Annotated in this window: 25 protein-coding genes; 15 read left to right on the plus strand and 10 right to left on the minus strand. The window is 66.9% G+C overall.

Annotated elements, in window-relative coordinates:
• The 5 genes from B4L36_RS06495 to B4L36_RS06515 all read right to left on the minus strand — a co-directional run.
• Positions 1 to 183 (minus strand): alpha-amylase family glycosyl hydrolase (locus B4L36_RS06495; RefSeq protein ID WP_292954107.1); only part of this gene is annotated, 183 nt, incomplete at its 3' end.
• 1 nt (position 184) lies between these two features.
• The gene (locus tag B4L36_RS06500; protein WP_292954110.1) at positions 185 to 1,318 is read right to left on the minus strand and encodes a carbohydrate ABC transporter permease; all 1,134 of its coding nucleotides are present in this window, start codon (positions 1,316 to 1,318) and stop codon (positions 185 to 187) included.
• Positions 1,318 to 2,310, minus strand: coding sequence for a carbohydrate ABC transporter permease (locus B4L36_RS06505; protein WP_292954113.1), 993 nt, complete (start codon positions 2,308 to 2,310; stop codon positions 1,318 to 1,320). The genes B4L36_RS06500 and B4L36_RS06505 overlap by 1 nt, the downstream gene beginning before the upstream one ends.
• 61 nt (positions 2,311 to 2,371) lie before the next feature.
• The gene (locus tag B4L36_RS06510) at positions 2,372 to 3,727 is read right to left on the minus strand and encodes an ABC transporter substrate-binding protein (RefSeq protein ID WP_292954115.1); all 1,356 of its coding nucleotides are present in this window, start codon (positions 3,725 to 3,727) and stop codon (positions 2,372 to 2,374) included.
• A gap of 85 nt (positions 3,728 to 3,812) precedes the next feature.
• Complete coding sequence (locus B4L36_RS06515) at positions 3,813 to 4,871, minus strand: quinoprotein relay system zinc metallohydrolase 2 (protein WP_292954117.1); 1,059 nt, start codon at positions 4,869 to 4,871, stop codon at positions 3,813 to 3,815.
• Between the two features lie 138 nt (positions 4,872 to 5,009).
• Between B4L36_RS06515 and pqqA the strand changes: the two genes are divergently transcribed.
• From pqqA to B4L36_RS06545, 6 genes are all read left to right on the plus strand, one after another.
• Complete coding sequence (gene pqqA, locus B4L36_RS06520; protein ID WP_043131127.1) at positions 5,010 to 5,102, plus strand: pyrroloquinoline quinone precursor peptide PqqA; 93 nt, start codon at positions 5,010 to 5,012, stop codon at positions 5,100 to 5,102.
• Positions 5,103 to 5,173: 71 nt separating this feature from the next.
• Positions 5,174 to 6,055, plus strand: coding sequence for a pyrroloquinoline quinone biosynthesis protein PqqB (gene pqqB / locus B4L36_RS06525; RefSeq protein ID WP_292954125.1), 882 nt, complete (start codon positions 5,174 to 5,176; stop codon positions 6,053 to 6,055).
• Positions 6,052 to 6,801 carry a pyrroloquinoline-quinone synthase PqqC gene (gene pqqC, locus B4L36_RS06530; protein ID WP_292954127.1) on the plus strand — a complete coding sequence of 250 codons (750 nt, stop codon included), beginning with the start codon at positions 6,052 to 6,054 and terminating at the stop codon, positions 6,799 to 6,801. Before pqqB ends, pqqC begins: the two co-directional genes overlap by 4 nt.
• The gene (gene pqqD / locus B4L36_RS06535; protein ID WP_292954129.1) at positions 6,801 to 7,094 is read left to right on the plus strand and encodes a pyrroloquinoline quinone biosynthesis peptide chaperone PqqD; all 294 of its coding nucleotides are present in this window, start codon (positions 6,801 to 6,803) and stop codon (positions 7,092 to 7,094) included. The genes pqqC and pqqD overlap by 1 nt, the downstream gene beginning before the upstream one ends.
• Positions 7,091 to 8,224, plus strand: coding sequence for a pyrroloquinoline quinone biosynthesis protein PqqE (pqqE, locus tag B4L36_RS06540; protein ID WP_292954131.1), 1,134 nt, complete (start codon positions 7,091 to 7,093; stop codon positions 8,222 to 8,224). Before pqqD ends, pqqE begins: the two co-directional genes overlap by 4 nt.
• A 3-nt stretch (positions 8,225 to 8,227) precedes the next feature.
• Entirely contained in the window at positions 8,228 to 9,001 is a 774-nt protein-coding gene (locus B4L36_RS06545; protein WP_292954133.1) for a quinoprotein dehydrogenase-associated SoxYZ-like carrier, read from the plus strand.
• 34 nt (positions 9,002 to 9,035) lie between these two features.
• Here the strand turns inward: B4L36_RS06545 and B4L36_RS06550 are convergent, their stop codons facing one another.
• From B4L36_RS06550 to B4L36_RS06560, 3 genes are read right to left on the minus strand one after another with little or no spacing between them, the layout of a single operon-like run.
• Positions 9,036 to 9,632, minus strand: coding sequence for an ATP-binding cassette domain-containing protein (locus B4L36_RS06550; RefSeq protein ID WP_292954136.1), 597 nt, complete (start codon positions 9,630 to 9,632; stop codon positions 9,036 to 9,038).
• Positions 9,622 to 10,362, minus strand: a complete 741-nt coding sequence (locus tag B4L36_RS06555; protein ID WP_414692145.1) for an ABC transporter permease — start codon at positions 10,360 to 10,362, stop codon at positions 9,622 to 9,624. The genes B4L36_RS06550 and B4L36_RS06555 overlap by 11 nt, the downstream gene beginning before the upstream one ends.
• Before the next feature lie 34 nt (positions 10,363 to 10,396).
• On the minus strand, positions 10,397 to 11,374 hold the full coding sequence (locus tag B4L36_RS06560; RefSeq protein ID WP_292954139.1) for an ABC transporter substrate-binding protein: 978 nt from the start codon (positions 11,372 to 11,374) through the stop codon (positions 10,397 to 10,399).
• Positions 11,375 to 11,551: 177 nt separating this feature from the next.
• Between B4L36_RS06560 and B4L36_RS06565 the strand changes: the two genes are divergently transcribed.
• The 5 genes from B4L36_RS06565 to B4L36_RS06585 all read left to right on the plus strand — a co-directional run bounded on the left by B4L36_RS06565 (position 11,552) and on the right by B4L36_RS06585 (position 15,790).
• On the plus strand, positions 11,552 to 12,259 hold the full coding sequence (locus B4L36_RS06565; protein WP_292954142.1) for a response regulator transcription factor: 708 nt from the start codon (positions 11,552 to 11,554) through the stop codon (positions 12,257 to 12,259).
• The gene (locus B4L36_RS06570) at positions 12,259 to 13,425 is read left to right on the plus strand and encodes an FIST N-terminal domain-containing protein (RefSeq protein ID WP_292954145.1); all 1,167 of its coding nucleotides are present in this window, start codon (positions 12,259 to 12,261) and stop codon (positions 13,423 to 13,425) included. Before B4L36_RS06565 ends, B4L36_RS06570 begins: the two co-directional genes overlap by 1 nt.
• On the plus strand, positions 13,415 to 14,737 hold the full coding sequence (locus tag B4L36_RS06575) for an ATP-binding response regulator (RefSeq protein ID WP_292954148.1): 1,323 nt from the start codon (positions 13,415 to 13,417) through the stop codon (positions 14,735 to 14,737). The genes B4L36_RS06570 and B4L36_RS06575 overlap by 11 nt, the downstream gene beginning before the upstream one ends.
• 97 nt (positions 14,738 to 14,834) lie before the next feature.
• A complete protein-coding gene (locus B4L36_RS06580) occupies positions 14,835 to 15,446 on the plus strand; it encodes a hypothetical protein (protein ID WP_292954151.1) in 612 nt (203 codons plus the stop codon).
• On the plus strand, positions 15,443 to 15,790 hold the full coding sequence (locus B4L36_RS06585; RefSeq protein WP_292954153.1) for a hypothetical protein: 348 nt from the start codon (positions 15,443 to 15,445) through the stop codon (positions 15,788 to 15,790). Before B4L36_RS06580 ends, B4L36_RS06585 begins: the two co-directional genes overlap by 4 nt.
• A gap of 164 nt (positions 15,791 to 15,954) precedes the next feature.
• Here B4L36_RS06585 and ubiB read toward each other — a convergent pair whose 3' ends face one another.
• Both ubiB and ubiE read right to left on the minus strand, forming a co-directional pair.
• Positions 15,955 to 17,490, minus strand: coding sequence for a 2-polyprenylphenol 6-hydroxylase (ubiB, locus tag B4L36_RS06590; protein ID WP_292954156.1), 1,536 nt, complete (start codon positions 17,488 to 17,490; stop codon positions 15,955 to 15,957).
• Positions 17,491 to 17,493: 3 nt separating this feature from the next.
• Complete coding sequence (ubiE, locus tag B4L36_RS06595) at positions 17,494 to 18,240, minus strand: bifunctional demethylmenaquinone methyltransferase/2-methoxy-6-polyprenyl-1,4-benzoquinol methylase UbiE (RefSeq protein WP_292954159.1); 747 nt, start codon at positions 18,238 to 18,240, stop codon at positions 17,494 to 17,496.
• 102 nt (positions 18,241 to 18,342) lie between these two features.
• Here ubiE and mutM point away from each other — a divergent pair, with 102 nt between their 5' ends.
• The 4 genes from mutM to B4L36_RS06615 all read left to right on the plus strand — a co-directional run.
• Positions 18,343 to 19,188: a bifunctional DNA-formamidopyrimidine glycosylase/DNA-(apurinic or apyrimidinic site) lyase gene (mutM, locus tag B4L36_RS06600; protein ID WP_292954162.1), complete on the plus strand. Its 846-nt coding sequence runs from the start codon at positions 18,343 to 18,345 to the stop codon at positions 19,186 to 19,188.
• Between the two features lie 86 nt (positions 19,189 to 19,274).
• A complete protein-coding gene (locus B4L36_RS06605; RefSeq protein WP_292954165.1) occupies positions 19,275 to 20,051 on the plus strand; it encodes an enoyl-CoA hydratase in 777 nt (258 codons plus the stop codon).
• A 159-nt stretch (positions 20,052 to 20,210) separates the two neighbouring features.
• A complete protein-coding gene (gene rpsT, locus B4L36_RS06610; protein WP_292954168.1) occupies positions 20,211 to 20,480 on the plus strand; it encodes a 30S ribosomal protein S20 in 270 nt (89 codons plus the stop codon).
• 552 nt (positions 20,481 to 21,032) lie between these two features.
• Positions 21,033 to 21,751, plus strand: a 719-nt coding sequence (locus tag B4L36_RS06615) for a DnaA ATPase domain-containing protein (RefSeq protein ID WP_292954171.1), incomplete at its 3' end; no start/stop codon positions are given.

Raw genomic sequence — 21,751 nt, forward strand, 5'->3', positions numbered from 1 at the left:
CATCGGCGAGGTGAAGAAGGGCGAGATCCAGACTGCATCCACGCCCAGCGACGCGACATAGGGCAACCTTTGCGCGATCCCCGCAAGATCGCCGATTCCATCGCCGGTCGTGTCCTGAAAACTGCGCGGATAGATCTGATAGATGATCCCGCCCTTCCACCAATCGGCCGTCTTTTCCGTCAAGTCATCCACCTTTCACCGATCCGGCCAGAAGGCCGCGGACCAGATATTTCTGCATCGCGAAGAACACGACCAGCGGCACCGCGATCGAGATGAAGGCCGATGTCGCCAGAATTTCCCATTCGCCGCCCTTCGATCCCATCAATTCGCGCAAAACGCCCGTCATCACAAGCTGTTCCCTGGTATTGCCAAGGAAGACCGTGGCCACCAGCAGGTCGTTCCAGACCCACAGAAACTGGAAGATCGCGAAAGAGGCAAGGGCCGGAAAGGACAGCGGCAGGATGATGCGACGGAAGATCTGGAACTCGGTCGCGCCATCGACGCGGGCGCTTTCGATCACCTCGCGCGGCAGGCCGACCATGTAGTTTCGCAGCAGATAGATCGCCAGCGGCAGGCCGAATCCGGTATGGGCCAGCCAGATGCCCAGATAGCCCTTGCCGATGCCGATCTCGTTATGCAGCCGCAGCAGCGGGATCAGCGCCACCTGCAGCGGCACGACCAGCAGGCCGACCACGGCGGCGGTCAGGATCGCGCGGCCGGGAAATTCCATCCAGGCCAGCGCATAGGCGGCGAAGGCCGCGATCAGGATCGGGATGATGGTGGCCGGAATCGTCACCGTCAGCGTGTTCATGAAGGCGCGGCCCAGCCCTTCGGCCTGCAGGACGCGGCTGTAGTTCCGGGTGGTGAATTTCGGCGGCGCCTCGGTGGTGACGAAGATCCGTTCGCCGCGTCGCATGTCGAAGGGCCGGGCCGAGGTCAGCCGATAGGATCCGTCCTCGTTCACGGTCAGATCCCAGCCATCCTCGATCCGGGTTGTCTCGCCCGGCTGGAACTCGGCCGGCTGGCGCGCGCCGGTGCCCCAGGCGACCAGCGATTGCCCGCCCTCCAGGACATTGCCCTCGATGATGTAGAGCCCGTCCCGCTGCTCCGCGTCCTTGTCGGTTCCGGTTCGCACGAACCCCGTCTGTTCGGAGGCCGAGAAGGACTGCCACCAGCCGGAACTGGCGATCTGGTCGCGGTCGCGAAAGGACGACACGAACAGCCCCAGCGTCGGGATCGTCCACAGGATCACCAGCAGCAGGGCGGAAATGTTGACCGCCCAGACCAGCGACGACTTGCGGCCCGCCATCCCGTCCATCAGCGCACCTCCCTGCGGGCATTGCGGATGTTCCAGACCATGATCGGCGTGACCAGGACCATCAGGATCATCGCCACCGCCGAGCCGCGTCCGTAATCGGACGCGCGAAAGGTCCAGTCATACATCAGGTTGGCCAGGACCTGGGTGCCCCATTGGCCGTTGGTCATCACGAAGACGATGTCGAAGACTTTCAGCACGACGATGGTGATCGTCGTCCAGACCACGGCAATCGTGCCCATGATCTGCGGCACCTTGATCTTCATGAACACCTGCATGGGCGAGGCCCCGTCCAGGATCGCGGCCTCGATCGTTTCTTCGGGGATGCCGCGCAGGGCGGCGGACAGGATCACCATGGCAAAGCCGGTCTGGATCCAGACCAGCACGATCATCAGCAGGAGATTGTTCCACGGGATCAGCGTCAGCCAGATCTGCGGATCGCCGCCCAGTTTCGTCACGATCCAGTTCAGCAGGCCGATCTGCACCTCGTCGGGGCCGCGATATTCGTAGATGAATTTCCAGATCACCCCGGCACCGACGAAAGAGATCGCCATCGGCATGAAGATCAGCGACTTGCCGATATTGCCCCATCTGATGCGGTCGGTCAGTTGCGCCGCGATCAGCCCGAACAGCGTCGAAAGCGCCGGCACCACCAGAAGCCACAGCAGATTGTTCAGCATCGATTCGCGAAACTTGCTGTCGCCCGCCAGCCAGGTGTAGTTGCTGAATCCCACGAAACGGCTGCCATTGGCATTGTTCAGCGACCGCCACAGGCTGTCGAGCACCGGATAAACCAGATAGAGCGACAGGAACAGGATCGCCGGCCCCAGAAACAGCCAGGGCCGGATCTGCCCGGCCCTTCGGATGTTGCGGCCCGCCGCCGCGCCGCGCGGCGGATAGACCGCGTCGAGGATCATGTTCGAGCCCCAGAACCAGGCCACGCAGCCGAAGACACCGATGATGATCGTGCCCGAGGCCAGCCACAAAAGCTCCATCCCCTCGCTCCTCTTTTCGCTGGGCCGCGGCGGGTCGGGCCGCCGCGGCCGGTTCTTGCGGTCAGTTCAGCGTGGACCAGGTCTGCTGGATCTGGTCGGCGACCTGCTGGGCCGAGGCGCCGCCGACGAAATCGACCATGCCGGTCCAGAAGGCGCCCGCGCCGATGGCGCCGGGCATCAGGTCCGAACCGTCAAAGCGAAAGGTCGTGGCGTCGGTCAGGATCTTGCCCATCTTCTTTTGCCCGTCATTGGCGTAGGCATCCGGATTGGCGCCCTTGTATGGCGTCAGGAAGCTTTTCTGGGCCATCCAGATTTCGTGCGCGGCCGGGGTCTTGAGAAAATCGATGAAGGCACGCGCGGCGGGATTGTCGGTCAGGACCGAGAACAGCGTGCCCCCGCCCAGGACCGGCTGGCCCATGCTGCCATCGGCCGGCGCCGGGAAGTAGAAGAAATCGGCATCCAGCCCGACCTCGACATCTTCGGGGAAGAACGAGGGAACGAAGCTGGCCTGCTTGTGCATGTAACACGAAGGCGGACTGTCGAACAAACCCTTGGGGCTGTCGCGGAAATCGGTCGAGGCCACGGCGGCCGCGCCGCCCGCGACATAATCGTCGTTCTTGGCGAACCAGCCGAATTCCTCGATCGCCTTGACCACCTTGGGATCGTTGAACGGGATCTCGTTGGTCACCCAGCCGTCATAGACCTCGGGCGGATTCATCCGCAGCATCAGATCCTCGACCCAGTCGGTCGCGGGCCAGCCGGTCGCCCCGCCCGAGCCCAGCCCGATGCACCAGGGGGTTTCGCCATCCGCGGCGATCTGTTCGGTCAGCGCCTTCAGATCCTCGTAGGTCTTGGGCACTTCGTAGCCGGCATCCTCGAAATTCTCGGGCACATACCAGACCAGCGATTTCACGTCCGCCTTGAACGGAAAGGCATAGAATTGCTGCGTGCCGTCGGCGCCGGCATAGGTGCCCAGCTTGGCCCAGCTGTCACCGGCCGCATAATTGTCGCGCACCCATTGGGCGGTTTCTTCGCCCAGGGGCTTCAGATTCCCTTTCCGGGCGATGTCGGCGGCCAGACCGGGCTGGGGAAACACCGCGATATCGGGCGGCGAGCCTGCATCGCTGTCGATCACGATCTGCTGTTCGAAACTGTCCGAACCGGAATAGTTCGCCTTGGCCCCGGTCGCCTCTTCGAAATAGGGCAGAAGCGAGGTGAACAGCGTCTGATCCTCGCCCAGCCACGGCCCGAGAATGGTGAAGGATTGCCCTTCCAGATTGCCGTAGCTGGCCTTGAAATCCTCAAGGCTCTGCCAGTCGATGCGGTCGTCGCTGCCCGGTTCGATCACCTTCTGGGCCTGCGCGGCGCCCGCCGACAGGGCCGCCATCGCGGCCGTCAGATACAGAACTTTCCTCAAGTTACCCTCCCGTTTTAGGATGAATCGCAGGATGTTGATCCTTTTCGCCAGCATCGGCGCAGCCGCGTCCCCTGTCAAATGGGACTTATTCCCATTCCAGCTCCTTGTAGGCGGCGGTCGCGTCACGGGCGACCGACATGTCAAAGGAATTCCACCCATCGGCCATCGGCGCAAGAGCCTTGCCGATCTGGGGCACCGCCTGCGACATCGGCTGGCCTTCGCCGATCCGCTGCCGGGTCTGGTCGACCAGCGCCTTCAGGAACCGGATCTGCGGTCCTGCCGCGGCCGTCCACTCGTCCGAGATCGCGCCATGGCCCGGCACGATCAGCGGCGGCGCGGGTCGCGGCGGGCGCGCCAGCCAGTCCAGCCAGCCCAGCACCGATCCGTCAACGATCGGCGTCAGATCCCGAAAGACCAGATCACCGGTGAACAGCGTGCCCGTCGCCTGGTCCCGGATCCACAGATCGTTGTCGGTATGGGCCGTCTGCGCCGCGTTCAGTTGCAGCACCCGTCCGCCCAGGTCGATGGTCAGACGATTGCCGACGACGACATCCGGCGCCAGCACCTCGGTTCCGATCATCGCCTGCGGCCCGAACAGTCGCGCCATGTTGTCCAGATAGGTGGGCGCCCGCGCCTCCAGCGCGCGCGGCAAGGCGCGATGGCCCACGATCTCGGCCCCCGCCTCGGCAAATACGGCGCTGCCCATTGCGTGATCGGGATGCATGTGCGTCACGATCAGATGGCTGATCGGCCGGTCGGTCACCCGCCGGATGGCGGCGTAAAGCTGCTGGCCCTGGGCGCGCGACACGCCGCTGTCGATGACCGCGACCGAGGCATCGCCGATGACCGCCGCCAGATTGGCGATCCTGCCGTCGGGCGAATCCTCCAGTTGCACGGGATCGCCCTGAAACAGCAGGATGCCCGGCGCGATCTGCCGCAGCGGCAGGGCGGGCAGATCCGCTGTCGCGACACAGGCCGTGCCGCCGGATCGCAGCCCCTTGCGTCCGGACAGCCACGCCTCGCTGATTCGCCGCGCCTGCGCGGTGCATTCCTGCCGCGTCGCGGCATCGCCCTGCGGCAGCAAGATCGGCCCGCAGCTCCCGGACGGACCGGCAAGGCAGGCGGTCAAGATCAGGTAAAACATTGCCGAATCTTCCCGCTGATGGTGGTGGTTTCGATCATATCCGCGCGAATTGCGACCTTGGTCTGGTTGTTTGGCGCACAGACTGCTTTAACATGAATGACAGTCGCCACAGCGGCGAATGTGAACGGAGGATGACACATGGCCTGGACCAAACCGATTCTGAAAGAGATTGCCTGCGGCATGGAGATCAACATGTATGCCCCGGCCGAGGACGAGCCCGTCCTGTTCTGAGCCTTGGAAAACAGGCAAGGTGAACGGCCCCGTCCGACGATCTCGGGCGGGGTCTTTGCGTCGGTGGAGACATGAGGATCATCGTTCTGGGTGCGGCGGCGGGCGGCGGTCTGCCGCAATGGAACTGCGGCTGCGCGAATTGCCGCGCGGCCCGCGCCGGACGCATCCCGTCGCTGAGTCAAAGCTCGGTCGCGGTCAGCGCGGATGGCCGCGACTGGGCGATCCTGAACGCCTCGCCCGATATCCGCACGCAGATGGCCGCGACCCCGGCGCTGCATCCGACCGGGCCGCGTGACATGCCGATGCGCGCGGTCCTGCTGACCAACGGCGACATCGACCATGTGGCGGGCCTGCTGACGCTGCGCGAAAGCCAGCCCTTCGACCTGTTCGCGACCGAGGCCATTCACGACGCGCTGGCCGCCAACCCGATGCTGACCGCCCTGCGCGCCGATCTGGTGCGGCGGCGCAAGGTGACGCTGGACCGGCCGACGGACCTGCTGCCCGGCCTGACCGCGACCCTCTTCGCGGTTCCCGGCAAGGTGCCGCTGTATCAGGAAGGCGATATCGTCGAGACCGGCCTGATGGGCGAGACGACGGTGGGGGTTGAACTGGCCGCCAACGGCAAGCGCGGTCTCTATATTCCCGGCTGCGCGGCGATGCCGGAATGGCTGAAGGACCGCATCGCGGGGGCGGACGCGCTGCTGTTCGACGGCACGTTGTGGCAGGACGACGAGATGATCCGCATGGGACTTGGCCGGAAGACCGGCCACCGCATGGGCCATATGGCCGCTGGCGATTCCATCGCGGCGCTGGCCGACGTGTCGGTCGGGCGGCGCATCTTCGTCCACATGAACAATTCGAACCCGCTGACCGATCCCGACAGCGCCGAGGCCGCGCAGGCCCGCAGGCAAGGCTGGCAGATCGGCCGCGACGGCATGGAGATCACGCTGTGAAGGATCTAGGCCACGGCCCGCAATCCCGCGACGAATTCGAGGCGCGGCTGCGCGCCATCGGCGCCGAACGCTATCACGACCGCCACCCCTTCCACGCGCGGCTGCACGGCGGCGACTGCACCCCGGACGAGGTGCGCGCCTGGGTTATCAACCGATGGATGTATCAATCCCGCATCCCGATGAAGGACGCGGCCTTCATGTCCCGCGTCACCGACCCCGATTTGCGCCGGGCCTGGCGCAAGCGGATCGAGGATCACGACGGCGGCGTCGCCGAAGGCGGCGGCATCCGCCGCTGGCTGGCTCTGGCCCGCGCAGTGGGGCTGGATCCGGATTACGTCGCCAGCGGCGCGGGCGTCATGCCCGCCACCCGCTTTGCCGTCGATGCCTATCTCCGCTTCGTCCGTGACATGCCGCTGCTCGATGCGGTGGCTGCCAGCCTGACCGAACTGTTCGCGCCGAAAATCCATGCCCAGCGGATCGAGGGGCTGCTGGCGCATTACGATTTCGCCGACGATACCAGCCTTGCCTATTTCAGAAAGCGGCTGAGCGAGGCCCCCGACGACGTGGCCTTCGGGCTGGATTACGTGCTGAGCCATGCCGACACGCGCGAAAGACAGGACGCGGCAGCGGCGGCGCTGATCTTCAAGACCGACGTGCTGTGGGCGCAGCTGGATGCGCTGTGGCATGGCTATGTCCAGGGCAACATCCCCCCCGGCGCCTGGCAACCCGGCGAGGGAATGGCCTGATGGATCCGCTGATCGCCCCCGACCAGATACCCTATCTGCCGCGCGGCGTGCGTCTGGCCCATGACCGCGTGCGCGGCATCCGCGTGCTGCAGGCGCCCGAACGCGCGATGCAGCTGGACGCCGTCGGCGACGCCATCCTGTCCGAACTGGACGGCCGGCGATCCATGGCCGCCATCGCAACCCGGCTGGCGCAACGATACAACGCCCCGGCCCGGCAGATCGCTGCCGACCTGAGCGATTTCCTGACCGGCCTCGTCGAGCGCCGCATGGTGTTCGTGAAGGACGCGCCATGAAGGACCACGCCCAGCCGCGCGACCTTGACGGCAACCCCGTCCGCCCCGGCCTGCCGATGGCGATGCTGGCCGAGATCACGCATCGCTGTCCCCTCGCCTGCCCCTATTGTTCCAACCCGGTCGAACTGACCCGCGCGCAGGCCGAACTGCCGGCCGAGGACTGGGCGAGGGTGTTCCGCGAGGCCGCCGATCTGGGCGTGTTGCAGGTCCATGTCTCGGGCGGCGAGCCCGGCGCGCGCCGCGACCTGGCGCAGATCGTGACCAGCGCGCGCGAGGCGGGGCTTTACGTCAACCTCATCACCTCGGGCATCGGCATCACGCGCGACCGGCTGCAAGAACTGGATCGCGCCGGCGTCGATCACGTGCAGCTGTCGCTGCAGGGCATCCGGCCGGACATGGCCGACCGCATCAGCGGCCATCCGGGGTCGTGGGACAAGAAGATGGGGTTCGCCGGCTGGGTCACGGAGATCGGCTTTCCGCTGACGATCAACGCCGTCGTGCATCGGCAGAACATGGACCGGCTGCCCGACATGATCGACCTTGCGGAAACGCTGGGCGCAAGACGGATCGAGGTCGCCACGGTGCAGTTCCACGGCTGGGCCGACCTGAACCGCGCCGCGCTGATGCCCACGGGCGATCAGGCGGCGGCGGCACGCCGGATCGTCAACGAAGCCCGCATCCGGCTGCGCGGACGCATGGTCATCGACTACGTGCCCGCCGACCATCACGCCATCTATCCAAAGGCCTGCATGGGCGGCTGGGGCAGCACCGGCCTGAATGTCGCGCCCGATGGCACGGTGCTGCCCTGCCACGCGGCGCAGTCCATCACCTGGATGAAATTCGAGAACGTGAAGGATAGGGCCCTGTCCGACATCTGGCATATGTCCGACAGTTTCAACGCCTTTCGCGGCACCGCATGGATGTCCGAACCCTGCCGGTCCTGCGATCGGAAAACCGTGGATTTTGGCGGCTGTCGGTGTCAAGCTATGGCATTGGCGGGCGATGCGCGGGCGACCGACCCGGTCTGTTCGAAATCGCCGCTGCGTGCGCGGGTGGTGGCGCGGGCCGAAGAGGATGCGGCCTCGGACACTGCCGATCTGATCTACCGACGCATGAAAAAGGGAGGATAAGTGATGAAGACATGGCTTGCGGCCGCGCTTCTGCTGGCATCACCCGCATTCGCGCAGGACAACCCGATGCAGCCCTCCGCGATCTGGGACGATCTGCGCGATTCCGTCGCCGGCCTGACCGAGGAACCGCCCATCGATCCGGCGGCACTGGATCTGGACGCACCGGTTCGCGCCAATGACGCGGCGCTGGTGCCGATCCGGCTGACCCAGGCCGCCGACGCCCCGCCCTTGTCCGACCTGACCCTGGTCATCGACCAGAATCCCGCCCCCGTCGCCGCCGAATACAGCTTTGGTCCGGCGCTGATGCCCCTGGATTTCGAGGTTCGCGTCCGTGTCAACGCCTATTCCGACGTGCGCGCCATCGGAACGCAGGCGGGGGGCGGCAAGGTCATGGCCGGCCGTTTCGTCAAGGCCTCGGGCGGCTGCTCGGCGCCGGCGGGCAAGGACATGGCCACGGTCGAGGCCCTGATGGGCCAGATGCGCTGGAAGACGGCGCAGCAGGATGGCCGCCAGATCGGCACGCTGATGATCCGGCACCCGATGTTTTCGGGCCTGCAACGCGATCAGGTGACGCTGCTCAACATTCCGGCGATGTTCATCGACAGGCTGGAGGTGCGGCAGGGCGACGAACTGCTGTTTTCCATGCAGGCCGGAATTTCGGTCAGCGAGGATCCGGTCTTCCGCTTCGCCTATCAGCCGAACGGCCAGCCGATCAGCGTCCGCGCCGAGGATGTGGACGGAAACCTGTGGAATCAGACCTTCGAGGCGGCAGGCTAGGCCGGCCGGCCGCGTTCATGCCGGCGCAACCGGGTCAGTCCCGATCGCGCTGCAGGACCGCAGGATGGCCCGACAATCGAAAGACCTGCGCCTCCAGCCGCGCCGGTTCGCCGGCGTCATGGGTGACCAGGAACAGCCCCGCCCCGCTGCGATCCAGCAGGCCGGCGGCCAGCCGGATCATCCGCGTCGCGGTTTCGGGATCGAGGCTGGCGAAGGGTTCGTCCATCAGCAGGATATCGGGCCGGGCGGCAAAGGCGCGTGCCAGCGCCAGCCGCCGCTGCTGGCCCAGCGACATCTGGCGCGGAAACTGATCCTCGCGCCCCGCCAGCCCGACCTGCGCCATCAGGTCGCGCCCGACCGCCGCATCGCAGCCCGCGGCGATCGTGATGTTGTCCAGCGCCCGCCGCCAGGGCAGCAGGGTCGGTTCCTGGAACACGACCGCCAGCCGGTCATCGCCTTCCGCTTGGCCGTCGAAATCCCGATCCAGCCCCGCGACGATCCGCAACAGCGTAGATTTGCCGATCCCCGACGGCCCCAGGACGGCGACCCGCCGGCCGCGCCCGATGGTCAGCCGGATCGGCCCCAGCACCGCGCGCCCGGCAAAGGATTTGCCGCGCAGCTCAATCCGCATCGCGCCTCCAGCGGTTTGCCCGCGCCTCCCAGGGGCGCAGCACGGCCAGGTCGATCGCCAGCATGACCGCGACGAAGGCCAGCGCCCAGGCCAGCACGCCGGCCACATCGAAGCTGGAAAACAGCAGGTAGATCTTGAAGCCGACCCCGTTCGAGCGGCCCAGAAGCTCGACCACCAGAACGATCTTCCAGATCAGCGAAATTCCCGCCCGCGCCGCCGCCGCGACATGCGGCGCCAGCTGCGGCAGCACGACATGGCGCAACCGGGCCGGCGCCGTCATGCGAAAGGCTTGGGCCATGTCGTCCAGATCGGGCCGCAGGGCGCGCGCGCCCTCGCGCAGCATCACGGTCACGACCGGGATCTTGTTCAGCGCCACGGCGACGATGGCCGCGACCTCGTTCAGGCCGATCCAGATATAGGCCAGCACGATCACCACCAGCGCAGGCAGGTTCAGCGCGATCACCAGGCCCGGATTCAGCCAATGGTCGGCGGCGCGCGACCGGCCCATCCACAGACCCAAGGCCAGCCCCACCGCCATCGCCAGCACGAAGCTGGCCAGCACCCGGAACAGCGTCATTCCGGCATGAAACCACAGCTCGCCCGACGCGGCGATCGCCACCAGTTCGGACCAGACCGCGCCCGGCCCCGGCACGGCGCGCGGATTGTCCGACAGAAGGGCCAGCACGAACCACAGCGCCAGCATCGCCGTCAGCGACAAAAGCCCGGGCACCGTGCCGGGGGCTTGCCATGGATATCGGGGCCGCCTAGTCACCGGACCAGAACAGCCCCTCGGGCAGCCGCGTCAAGCCGCCGGTCAGATCCTCGCCGCCCAGATCGGCCATGACCGAAAACATCTTCTGCGCATTCGCCGCATCGACCGGCCGGTCGGGCGGGATCCCCGCGCGCCAGCCGTCGCGCAGGGCCCGGAACTCGGCCTCGGAATCGGCATTCATGATCGGGCGCAGATCCTCCCAGGCGGCATCGTCGCGCGCCAGCAGGTCCTTGGCCTGCCGCGAGGCCCGCGCGAAGCCGCGCGCCAGATCGGGATGCGCCGCGATCCAGTCCTCGCGCAGGACATAGCCCAGAAGCGGGGTGGCGGGGTCCAGCCCCAGATCGGTCGCGGCCTGGCTGACGCTGATGATCTCGCGCATCCCCGCCGCCTTCATCCGGGCGAGATAGTGCCAGAAATTGACCGCGCCAGCGACCTGACCCGTTTCGGCGGCGTTGCGGATCACCGGCGGGGCGCCGAAGACCTGTCGCGTCGCATCGGCCAGATCGACGCCGTTCCGCTGCCGGTTCCAGGCCCGCAGGATCAGCCAGCTCTTGTCCACCGGGCCACCCGCGATGCCGATCTTCTGCCCCTCCAGATCGCCCGGCGTCCGCGCCGGACTGTCCTTCGGCACGACCAGCCCGCCCACGGCGGTCGAATAGGGCAGGAAGGTGAAATCGGCGCCGGCCGCGCGCTGCCGGGCCACCCACAGCCAGTCCGAGACGATGCTGTCCACCTGGCCGCCCTGCATGGCGATCTGCGTCGCGGGATTGCCGGCCAGCGGCAGAACCTTCAGCGAAAAGCCGTTCTTGCGGTCCAGACCCCGGCCGATGATGGTCTGCAATTCCCAGTTGACCGTGCCGTTTTCCAGCGCGCCGATGGTGATGACCGGCACGGCCGCGAAGGCGGGCGCGACCGTCAGCACAAGCGCCAGGGCCGCGCGGGCGATCTGCCTGCGGATGATGTCCATCATCTCGATCCTTCCCGGTTGCGGTCAGGGTGTCATGGCCCGGGCGGGCTCGCAAGGCGGGCGATGCTAGACCTTGGTCGCAGATCAGGGTTGCTTTACCACGCCGCAGTTCTACAATCGCGGCATATTGTTGCGACTTCGGGAGGGCCGCGACAAGGGGGATCTCGGGGAGGAAATGTGATGACCGCCGCAGCCATGCAGGCGCGACAATCGCCGTCGCCACGACCAAGCGCGGATCAGGTGCGCGAAATCCTGATCGTGGACGATCATCCGCTGATGTGCGACGCGCTGGCGCTGACGCTGAAGATCAGCTTTGGCCTGAAAAACGTGCGCACCGCGCGCAGCCTTGCCGCCGCCATAGAACAGATCAAGGCGCAGGGTGCGCCCGATGCCGTGATCCTGGATCTGAACCTGCCGGATGCGCGCGGTTCGGAAGGCATCGTCACCCTGCGCCGGCAGCTTCCCGACGTGCCGATCACGATGATCTCGGCCGATCTGGAACATGCCATGATCGCGGCCGCGATGGCCGCGGGGGCACAGGGCTATATCAGCAAGTCGCTGAGCCGCGAGGCGCTGGTGGACAGCCTGCGCCGCATGTGGGGCGGCGAACACGTGACCCCCGACAGCTATCATCCCGGCGAACCGGATGCCGAGGACACGGCCAGGGCCGAACTGGCCCGCCGCTTTTCCACGCTGACACCGCAGCAGATGAAGATCCTGCGGTTGATCTGCCAGGGCAAGGCGAACAAGGAAATCAGCTACGAATTGTCGATCGCCGAGGCGACCGTGAAGACCCACATCACGGCGATCATGTCCAAGATCAACGCGCGCCGCCGCACCCAGGCGGTGCTTCTGGCGAATTCGGTCAGGCTGTTCGAGGCCGGCTGATGGATACCGGCCCGGCTGCGAAGGAGGGCGTCGCCGGGCCGGTGGCCGTGCAGGCCGGCCGCGGGGCGGCCAACCCGGCCTCGATCCTGCTGGACGGCCTGCGCGGAGCCCGGCCCGCCCTGGTTCTGGTCTTCGGCGCGAAGGGGGACGAGCTTGCACCTCTGGGCGATGCGCTGAAGGCCGGCCTGCCCGGCGACTGCATCATCGCGGGCTGTTCCTCGGCCGGCGAGATCGGGCCGTCAGGCTATGCCTCGGACAGCATCGTGGCCATCGGCTTTCCCACAGCCAGCTTTCGCGCCAGCGCCCATCTTCTGCGCGATCTGGGCGCACTGCCGGTGTCGGACTGGATGGCGGGGCTGCGGCGGATGCACCGCGCTTTTGCCCCCGATCCGGGCCGCGCGCTGTTCGGCCTGCTGCTGGTTGACGGGCTTGCCGGGCAGGAAGACGCACTGGTCGCGACGCTGGAGGCGGCCCTGCCCTCGGTCCCGGTCCTGGGCGGATCGGCGGGCGACGGGCTGGATTTCCGCCGCACCACCCTGCTGGCTCGGGGTCACACCCTGTCGGACGCGGCGATCTTCCTGCTGGTCGAGACCGATCTGGCGATCAGCGAGGTGACATTCGCCCATTTCAGCCCGACCGAGACGCGTGCCGTCGTGACCGCGGCGATCCCCGAAAAGCGCCGGATCCTGGAACTGAACGCAGAGCCGGCCGCCGATGAATATGCCCGCCTGACCGGCATTGCCCGCGACCGGCTGACGCCCACCGAATTCGCGCGCCGCCCGCTGCTGCTGCGCACCGGGCGCCGCCACCATGTCCGCGCCATCAGCGAAGTGACCGAGGATGGCGGCCTGTCGCTGATGTCGGCGATCGATACCGGCACCGTGCTGACGCTGGGTCGGGCCGAGGACATGACCCAGGGTTTCCTTCAGGCGCTGTCGGCCCTGCCGCGCCCGCCGCTGATGGTTCTGGGCTTCGACTGCATCCTGCGGCGGCTGGCGCTGGAACGGGCCGGGCTGGCGACGGTGATGTCGGATCTGTTCACCCGCTTCCGCGTCGCGGGTTTCAACACCTATGGCGAACAGCACAGCGGAATGCACGTGAACCAGACTTTCGTGGGTCTTGCCTTCATGGATCACGGGGCGCCCGGCGACAGCCATGCTGCGTGAGGACGACCCGCCCGAGCGACAGGTCGAAAAGCTGCGCCGCATCACCGGCGTGCTGATCGACCGCATCGACCGGCTCGAGGAAACCCGCGGCTCGGCCTGGTCGATGTTTCAGGCCGCGGTCGCGCTGGAACAAGAGGTCATGGCCCGCACGCGCGAGCTGGAAAAGGCCATGGCCGACCTGTCGCAGCGCAACCGCGAACTGGCCGTGGCCCGCGCCGCCGCCGAAGAGGCCAACCGGTCCAAGACCCGCTTCCTGCGCGCGGCCAGCCACGATCTGTTGCAGCCGCTTTCGGCGGCGCGGCTGTTTCTGGCCGCGCTGGCCGATACTAGGCTGGACGAGGCGCAGCGCGAACTGACCGACCGGCTGGGCGGCGCCTTCGAATCGGTGGAACAGCTGATGCATGCCGTGCTCGACATCTCGCGGCTGGACAGCCAGCGGATCGAGTTTCACCGCCAGCCGGTCGCCCTGGGCGATCTGTTCAGCAGGCTGGCCGCCGAATATGCGCCGGTGGCCGCAGCAAAGGGCCTGGGCCTGACCTTCGTGCAGACCGATGCGGTGGTCGAAAGCGATCCCGTCTTCCTGCGCCGGATCGCGCAGAACCTGGTCTCGAACGCGATCAAGTATACCCATCGCGGCGGCGTCCTGGTGGGCGCGCGGCGGCGGGGCGGCACCTGCTGGCTGTCGGTCTATGATACCGGCGTCGGCATTCCGGCGGTGGACCGCAACCGCGTCTTCGACGAGTTTCAGCGGCTGGGCACCGAATCCGGAACGCCGGGCATGGGGCTGGGCCTGTCCATCGTCAAGCGCGCCTGCGCCAAGCTGGGCCACCCGATCAGCCTGACCTCCGAGGCGATGCGCGGCACCCTGTTCCGCGTCGGCCTGCCCCTGGTCGATGCCGCCATCGACCGCCGCGCCCAGCCCCCCGACCGGATGATCCGCGCGCTGCGCGGCCGGGTCGCGCTGGTGATCGAGAATGACGCCGGGATGCGGCGCGGATACGAGATGATCCTGACCGACCGGCTGGGCATGGTGGCCCGCGTCACCGGCGGCACCGCCGAGGCGCTGGCCACGATGGGCGACGAGCCGCCGGACGTGATCCTGGCCGACTACAACCTTGAAAGCGGCGATGACGGAATCAAGGCCATCGATGCCCTGCGCACCAGCGCAGGCCATGCCGTGCCCGCGGTGATGGTGACCGCGCGGCGCGACCCGGACATCGCGCGCGCCTGCGCCGCGATCGGGGTGAACCTGATGGAAAAGCCCGTCAGCCCGGCCGAACTGGGCGAGATGCTGGGCCGCCTTCTGGGCTGAATCCCTGCGACCAAGGGCTGAGACCGGGCCTGCCGGGGCTTGCCCTCGGGCGCGCGCGGCGCAATCGTCGTGGCGGGGAAAACCGGAGGACAAGATCATGAAACGCGCCATCGTGACGGCCCTGTGGCTGGCCCTGTCGGCCGCGCCGGCCCTGTCGGGCGAGGCCGGAGACGCGGTCTTTGCCGAACGCGGGCCGTGGAAACTGCAACGGGACGGGATGCGCTGGTCGCATCGCGTCGATGGCCCCGAGGCCGAGGGGTTTGTGCAAGTCGATGACGGCTCGGTCACGCTGCGCGAAGCGATCGACCCCACGGACCAGAAGCCGATCCTGCAAATCACCCAGAAGACCGATACGCGCAGCCGCGAGATCGGGCCCTTCCCGATTTCGGGCGGCGATCCGGTGCTGGTCTTCTTCCTGGAACAGACCACCCGCGACATGGCCCGGCTGACCGGCGGCAGCCCCTTCTATATCCGCAACCGCATCAAGGATGCGATCTTCCGGGGCGGCCAGATCGCGGCCGCCGGCGCGGCCCGCAAGGCGACCTTCCGCCCCTTCGCCGACGATCCCAACGCCGCGCGGATGCAGGGTTTCGAGAGCCTGACCCTGACCTTCGTTCTGGACAGCGACCCCAAGGCCCCGATCCGCGAATTGCTGGCCGAAACGCAGGGCGGGACGCCCGGGTACCGGAACCGCATGGTGCTGCAATGATCCGCGCGCTGATCCTGGCCGTGCCCCTGACCGCCGCTCTGGCCGCGCCGGGTGCCCGGGCGCAGGCGGTCAACGACTTCCCGACCAATGCGCGGGCGGAATATGTCTTCGCCTGCATGGCCACCAACGGCGAGAATCGCGAGATGCTGGACCGATGTTCCTGTTCCATCGACCAGATCGCGACGGTGCTGCCCTATGACGACTACGTCCAGGCGGAAACCGTCCTGCGGATGCAGCAGACGACGGGCGAGCGCGCCTCGATGTTCAAGGGCATGGCCGAGATGAACGACATGGTGGCGAAGCTGCGCCGCGCCGAGGCCGAGGCCGAGATCCTGTGTTTCTGAAGCCCGAAGCAGAGGACCGCGCCGGGCTGTGGATGGATGGCGACGCGCCTGCGCCGGATCGCTTCCGATCGGGTTGACCGGATCCCGACCATGCCTCTTGGCGATGCTCTTGCGGGGCGGGGCGCGCATCCCGTCTGCGACCCGGGGCCGGCCGGCAATGTTTCTTATCCCAATGCCAGGCCGATCGCGGCGCCGGCCGCCAGCGACAGCACCGTGACCAGCCACAGGGGCACGCGCGACGCGGGGGCCGCCGGGGCGGGCGCGGCGTCTTCGGGATGGGCACGGTTCCACAATGCCTGTTCGACGATCTGCGGCAGCAGCGGTCCATAGCGGCCGACCGTCTGCGCCACCTTCGCCATGTCCGAGGCCAGCGCGCGCGGCCCCAGATTGGACTTGATGTAGTCCGACACGACCGGACGCGCCGCCTCCCAGATGTTCAGCTGCGGATCGACCGACCGCGCCACCCCCTCGACCACGACCATGGTCCGTTGCAGCAGGATCAGCTGCGTCTGGGTGCGCATCCCGAAGCGTTCCGTCACCTCGAACAGATAGGCCAGCAGGCTGGCCATGCTGATACGGCTGGCATCGGCGCCGAAGATCGGCTCGCCCACGGCGCGCAGGGCGCGGGCGAATTGCGCCTCGTCGCGGTCGCGCGGCACATAGCCCGCCTCGAAATGGACGCGGGCCACGCGGCGGTAATCGCGCTGGATGAAGCCAAAGAGGATCTCGGCATAGACGCGGCGGGTATATTCGTCGATCTCGCCCATGATGCCGAAATCATAGGCGATCACATCCCCGTTCGACGCAACCTTCAGGTTGCCGTGATGCATGTCCGCGTGGAAGAACCCGTCCCGCAGGGCATGTTGCAGGAACAGCTGGATCACCCGCGTGGCGATCCGGGTCGTGTCGTGGCCCGCCGCGATCAGCGCCTGCGGATCGCCCATCGGCAACCCCTCGGCCCAGTCCGAGGTCAGCACCCGGCGCGCCGACAATTGCCAATGCGGCAGCGGCACCTGAAACGCCTCGTCGCCGCGCGTGTTCTCGGCGAATTCCGAGGCCGAGGCGGCTTCCAGCCGCATGTCCTGTTCTGCCGTCACCACGCCTTCGAAATGGCTGACCACGTCGCGCGGACGCAGGCGGCGGCTGCCGGGCGACAAAAATTCGATGATCGAGGCGGCAAAGTGAAAGGCGTCGATGTCACGGCGGAAGGCGGCACCGATATTGGGGCGCAGCACCTTGACCGCGACCTCCTGCCCGGTTTCGCGCACCCGCGCCCTGTGCACCTGCGCGATCGAGGCGGCGGCGACCGGTTCGGAAAACTCGCTGAACAACGCATCGACCGGCCGGCGCAAATCGGCCGCGACGATCTGCTGGGCGATCGCGGTCGGAAAGGGCGGCAGCCGATCCTGCAACATCCGAAGCTGTTCGGCCAGTTCGATCCCGACCACATCGGCGCGCGTCGACAGGATCTGGCCGAACTTGATATAGGCCGGTCCAAGCGCGGTGATCGCGCGGGTGATCGGCGGCAGGGCGGGATCGCCCGGATAGCCCAGCCAGCGGAACGGCCAGCCCAGCACCCGCGCGGCCAGCCGCAGGCGGGGCGGCGCCTCGACCGCGTCCAGAACCGCGCCCATCGCGCCGGTGCGTTCGAAGGTGGCGCCGGTTCGGATCAGGCGCAGGATATTGTGCGGGCCGCGCATGGGCTACAGTTTCCAGCCGGAATGCAGCGCGGCGATTCCCATCGACAGGTTGCGCCACTGGACCCGCCCGAAACCCGCCTCGCGGATCAATGCGCCGAACGCCTCCTGATCGGGAAACTTGCGGATCGATTCGACCAGATATTGATAGCTGTCGCGATCGCCGGTCACCGCCTGCCCCATCGCCGGGATGACGTTGAAGCTGTAGCGGTCATAGGCCCACTGCATCGCGGGCACCGGCAGCCGGCTGAATTCCAGCACCATCAGCCGCCCGCCGGGACGCAGGACGCGATATGCCTCGGCCAGCGCGTCGGGGATGCGGGTGACATTGCGGATGCCGAAGCTGATCGTGTAGCGATCGAAGCTGCTGTCGGGAAAGGGCAGCGCCATCGCATCGCCCGTAACCCAGGCCAGGCGATCACCCCTGTCGGCCGCATCGGCGCGCTTGCGCCCCTCGATCAGCATCGATTCGGTCATGTCGCAGACGGTGACGCGCGCCTGCGGCGCGCGATCCAGAAAGCGGAAGGCGATGTCGCCGGTGCCGCCCGCGACGTCCAGCAGGTGCTGGCCGCCGCGCGGCGCCAGCCAATCCATCATCGCGTTCTTCCACAGCCGGTGGACGCCCGCGCTCATCAGGTCGTTCATCAGGTCGTATCGCGAGGCGACGCGCGAAAAGACGCCGTGGACCATCCCGGCCTTTGCGTCCTCGTCCACGGTCCGAAAGCCGAAATGGGTCTGCTTCTTGTCGCTCATCGCGCTTGCCGTTTGCCTGTTCCGACGCCAGATAGGTCCGGCCTGCCTGCGGCACAATGGTCATGAATGCGCCTGCGGCACAATGCGACGAAAGGGACCGGATTGCCAGAACTGCCCGAGGTCGAAACCGTCCGTCGCGGTCTTCAGCCACATCTCGAGGGATCGCGCATCGCCCGGGCCGAGGCGCGCCGGCCGGATCTGCGCTGGCCGCTGCCGCCCGATCTGGTTCAGGTGCTGACCGGCGCGCGGGTGATCACGCTGCGGCGGCGGGCGAAATACCTGCTGGCCGATCTGGACCGGGGAACCACGCTGCTGCTGCATCTTGGCATGTCCGGCAGGATGCTGGTCGAGGGCGCGTCACAGGGCGATTTCCACCGCGATCCCGCGATCCTGCCGCGCCACGACCATGTCGTGCTGACCACCGGGACCGGCACCCGCATCACCTTCAACGACGCCCGCCGATTCGGCATGGTGGACCTGATCCGCGAGGGCCAGACGCATCCCCTGCTGGCCAGCCTCGGGCCCGAACCCTTCGACGCCGGCTTTTCGCCCGAATACCTGCGCATGATCTTCGCCGGACGCCGCGCGCCGGTGAAACAGGCGCTTCTGGATCAGCGCATCGTCGCCGGTCTGGGCAACATCTATGTCAGCGAGGCGCTGTGGCGCGCGGGCATCGACCCGCGCCGGGCGGCGGGCCGCATCGGCCAGGCCCGAATCGCGGCCCTTGTCGGGCATGTCCGCGACGTGCTGTCGGATGCCATCGCCGCCGGCGGCTCGTCCCTGCGCGATCACCGGCAGGCGACGGGCGAGCTGGGCTATTTCCAGCATTCCTTCCGCGTCTATGACCGCGAGGGATTGCCCTGTGCGCGGCCCGGCTGCGCGGGCCGGATCCGGCGGATCGTGCAATCGGGACGCTCCAGCTTCTATTGCCCGCTCTGCCAGCACTAGACCCGTCTGCGGCATTTGCTTGGCTTCCGCACATGCCTGCTGATAGGAGTCGGGGCTGACGCTTAACAGCCACGAGGTCCGGGCCCATGGCCTATGAAACCATCATCGTCGAAATCGAGGACGAGATCGCGCTGATCCGTCTGAACCGCCCCGAGGCGCTGAACGCGCTGAACTCGGCGCTCATCACCGAACTGGCCGAGGCGCTGCGCGAGGCCGACGGCAACGACAAGATCCGATGCGTCGTGCTGACCGGCAGCGAGAAAGCCTTTGCCGCCGGCGCCGACATCAAGGAAATGTCCGAGAAATCCTTTGTCGATGTCTATGAAGGCGATCTTTTCGGCTCGCAGATCGCGGCCATTCGCGCCTTCCGCAAGCCGATGATCGCCGCGGTCAGCGGCTATGCCCTTGGCGGGGGCTGCGAACTGGCGATGATCTGCGATTTCATCATCGCCGCGGAAAACGCCAAGTTCGGGCAGCCCGAGATCAATCTGGGCGTCATCCCCGGCATCGGCGGCACCCAGCGCCTGACCCGATTCGTCGGCAAGTCGAAGGCGATGGACATGATCCTGACCGGGCGCTTCATGGATGCGGCCGAGGCCGAGCGTTCCGGCCTGGTCAGTCGCGTGGTGCCGACGCCGAAACTGATCGCCGAGGCGATGACGGCGGCGCGCAAGATCGCCGAACGCTCGATGATCGCGACGCGGGCGGCCAAGGAATCGGTCAATCGCGCCTACGAATCGACGATGACCGAGGGTCTCCTGTTCGAACGCCGTGCCTTCCAGGGCCTTTTCGCGACCGAGGATCAGAAGGAAGGCATGTCCGCCTTTCTCGAAAAGCGCGAGCCGCAATTCCGCGACCGCTGATTTTTCGGGTTCCCTTTTCGCGGCCGATCACCTATAGGCCCTCGCTTACATGCGCGTGGGCCCGCTTAGGCAAGAATCAGGACCGCCCTTCCGGGGAATCGGTCGCCTTGGGTCTTTCGTGCAACCGCAACGCTGAAAGACCCGACGAGGATCAAGCCCATGGCAAATACGCCCCAATCCAAGAAGCGCGCGCGCCAGACGCTGCGCCGCACCGAAGTCAACAAGGCCCGCCGGTCGCGAATCCGCACCTTCCTGCGCAAGGTCGAGGAAGCCATCGCCTCGGGCAATGCCGATGCCGCCCAGGAGGCGCTGAAGGCGGCGCAGCCGGAACTGATGCGCGGCGTCAGCAAGGGCGTCTATCACAAGAATACTGCATCGCGGAAAATGTCGCGCCTGTCATCGCGCGTGAAGGCCCTGTCGCCGGCCTGAGCCGATCGGCGCGGCGGCCGGAAAAGGCTGTATTCCGGCCTGACAAGGACAGCAATCTCAGAACGGGCGCGCGCCACCGGCACGCGCCCTTTGCCTTTTTCTGCACCTGCGAAACAGTTAATAAATCGTTAATTTTCAATGCCATTTCCAATTTCTTCTTTCGAGTCAAAGACCTCGCAGATTCGATTGGGGAAAGCCGCTGTCAAGCGCATAGTTCGGTTGCGCGGGTTGATCCGCTATTGCTAAATCTGTCCTGCGATTCACGTCGCTTTGGGGGACAGGCCGCCGCTTCCGGAACCTTATCCGGGCGGGGCCGGGCGACGAAGCGGAGAACACTCTTCTTCTGCCCACGGATCCGTGGCTGTCGGCTGCCATCGGCACCTGCGGATCTGGTCTATTATTCTGCGTCGGGCATCCTGCCCCGTCATGCGGCCCGTTCGGGCCGCAACGGTGGCCTGTTGCCCGATGCTGCCCCGGGGCGGTGCGAATCCTGGTCCGCCGGATGCAGATCCGGCGGAGATCGGGGACAGGACAGCACGGGGCAGAAAGACGATGGACGACCTTTGGGGGCAGGCATGTGCGGGACTTCAGGACAGCGTCGGGACGAATAACTTCAACCACTGGATCAGGCCGCTGGAACTGGCCGGGATCGAGGACGGCGTGGCCCGTTTCGACAGCCCGACGCGGTTCATCTCGGACTGGGTGAACCGGCATTTCGCGACGACCATTCTGGCCGAACTGAACCGTCGCGGCGCGGGGGTCGAGCGGCTGCGCTTTGCCGTCGTGCCGAAAAGCGGGCGCAGCGGCGGCCAGCGGCCGCGCGCCGCCGCCCCGGACCCCGATCAGCCGGCCCCGGCGGCAAACACCATCCGGCCCGCCGCCACCGCGCGCGGCACGATTCGGCCCGATCTGGGCGCGCCGCTGGATCCGCGCTACACCTTTGCCAATTTCGTCGTCGGCAAGCCGAACGAACTGGCCCATGCCGCCGCCCGCCGCGTGGCCGAGGGCGGCCCGGTCGGGTTCAACCCGCTGTTTCTCTATGGTGGCGTGGGGCTGGGCAAGACCCACCTGATGCACGCCATCGCGCATGATTATCAGGCCAACCACCCCGCTGCGCAGATCCTCTATCTGTCGGCCGAGCAGTTCATGTATCGCTTCGTGCAGGCGCTGCGCGAAAGCACCATCATGGATTTCAAGAGCATGTTCCGAAACGTGAACATGCTGATGGTCGATGACGTGCAGTTCATCGCCGGCAAGGACAGCACGCAGGA

This window comes from Paracoccus sp. UBA889 (genome assembly GCA_002294185.1).
GTDB lineage: Bacteria > Pseudomonadota > Alphaproteobacteria > Rhodobacterales > Rhodobacteraceae > Paracoccus.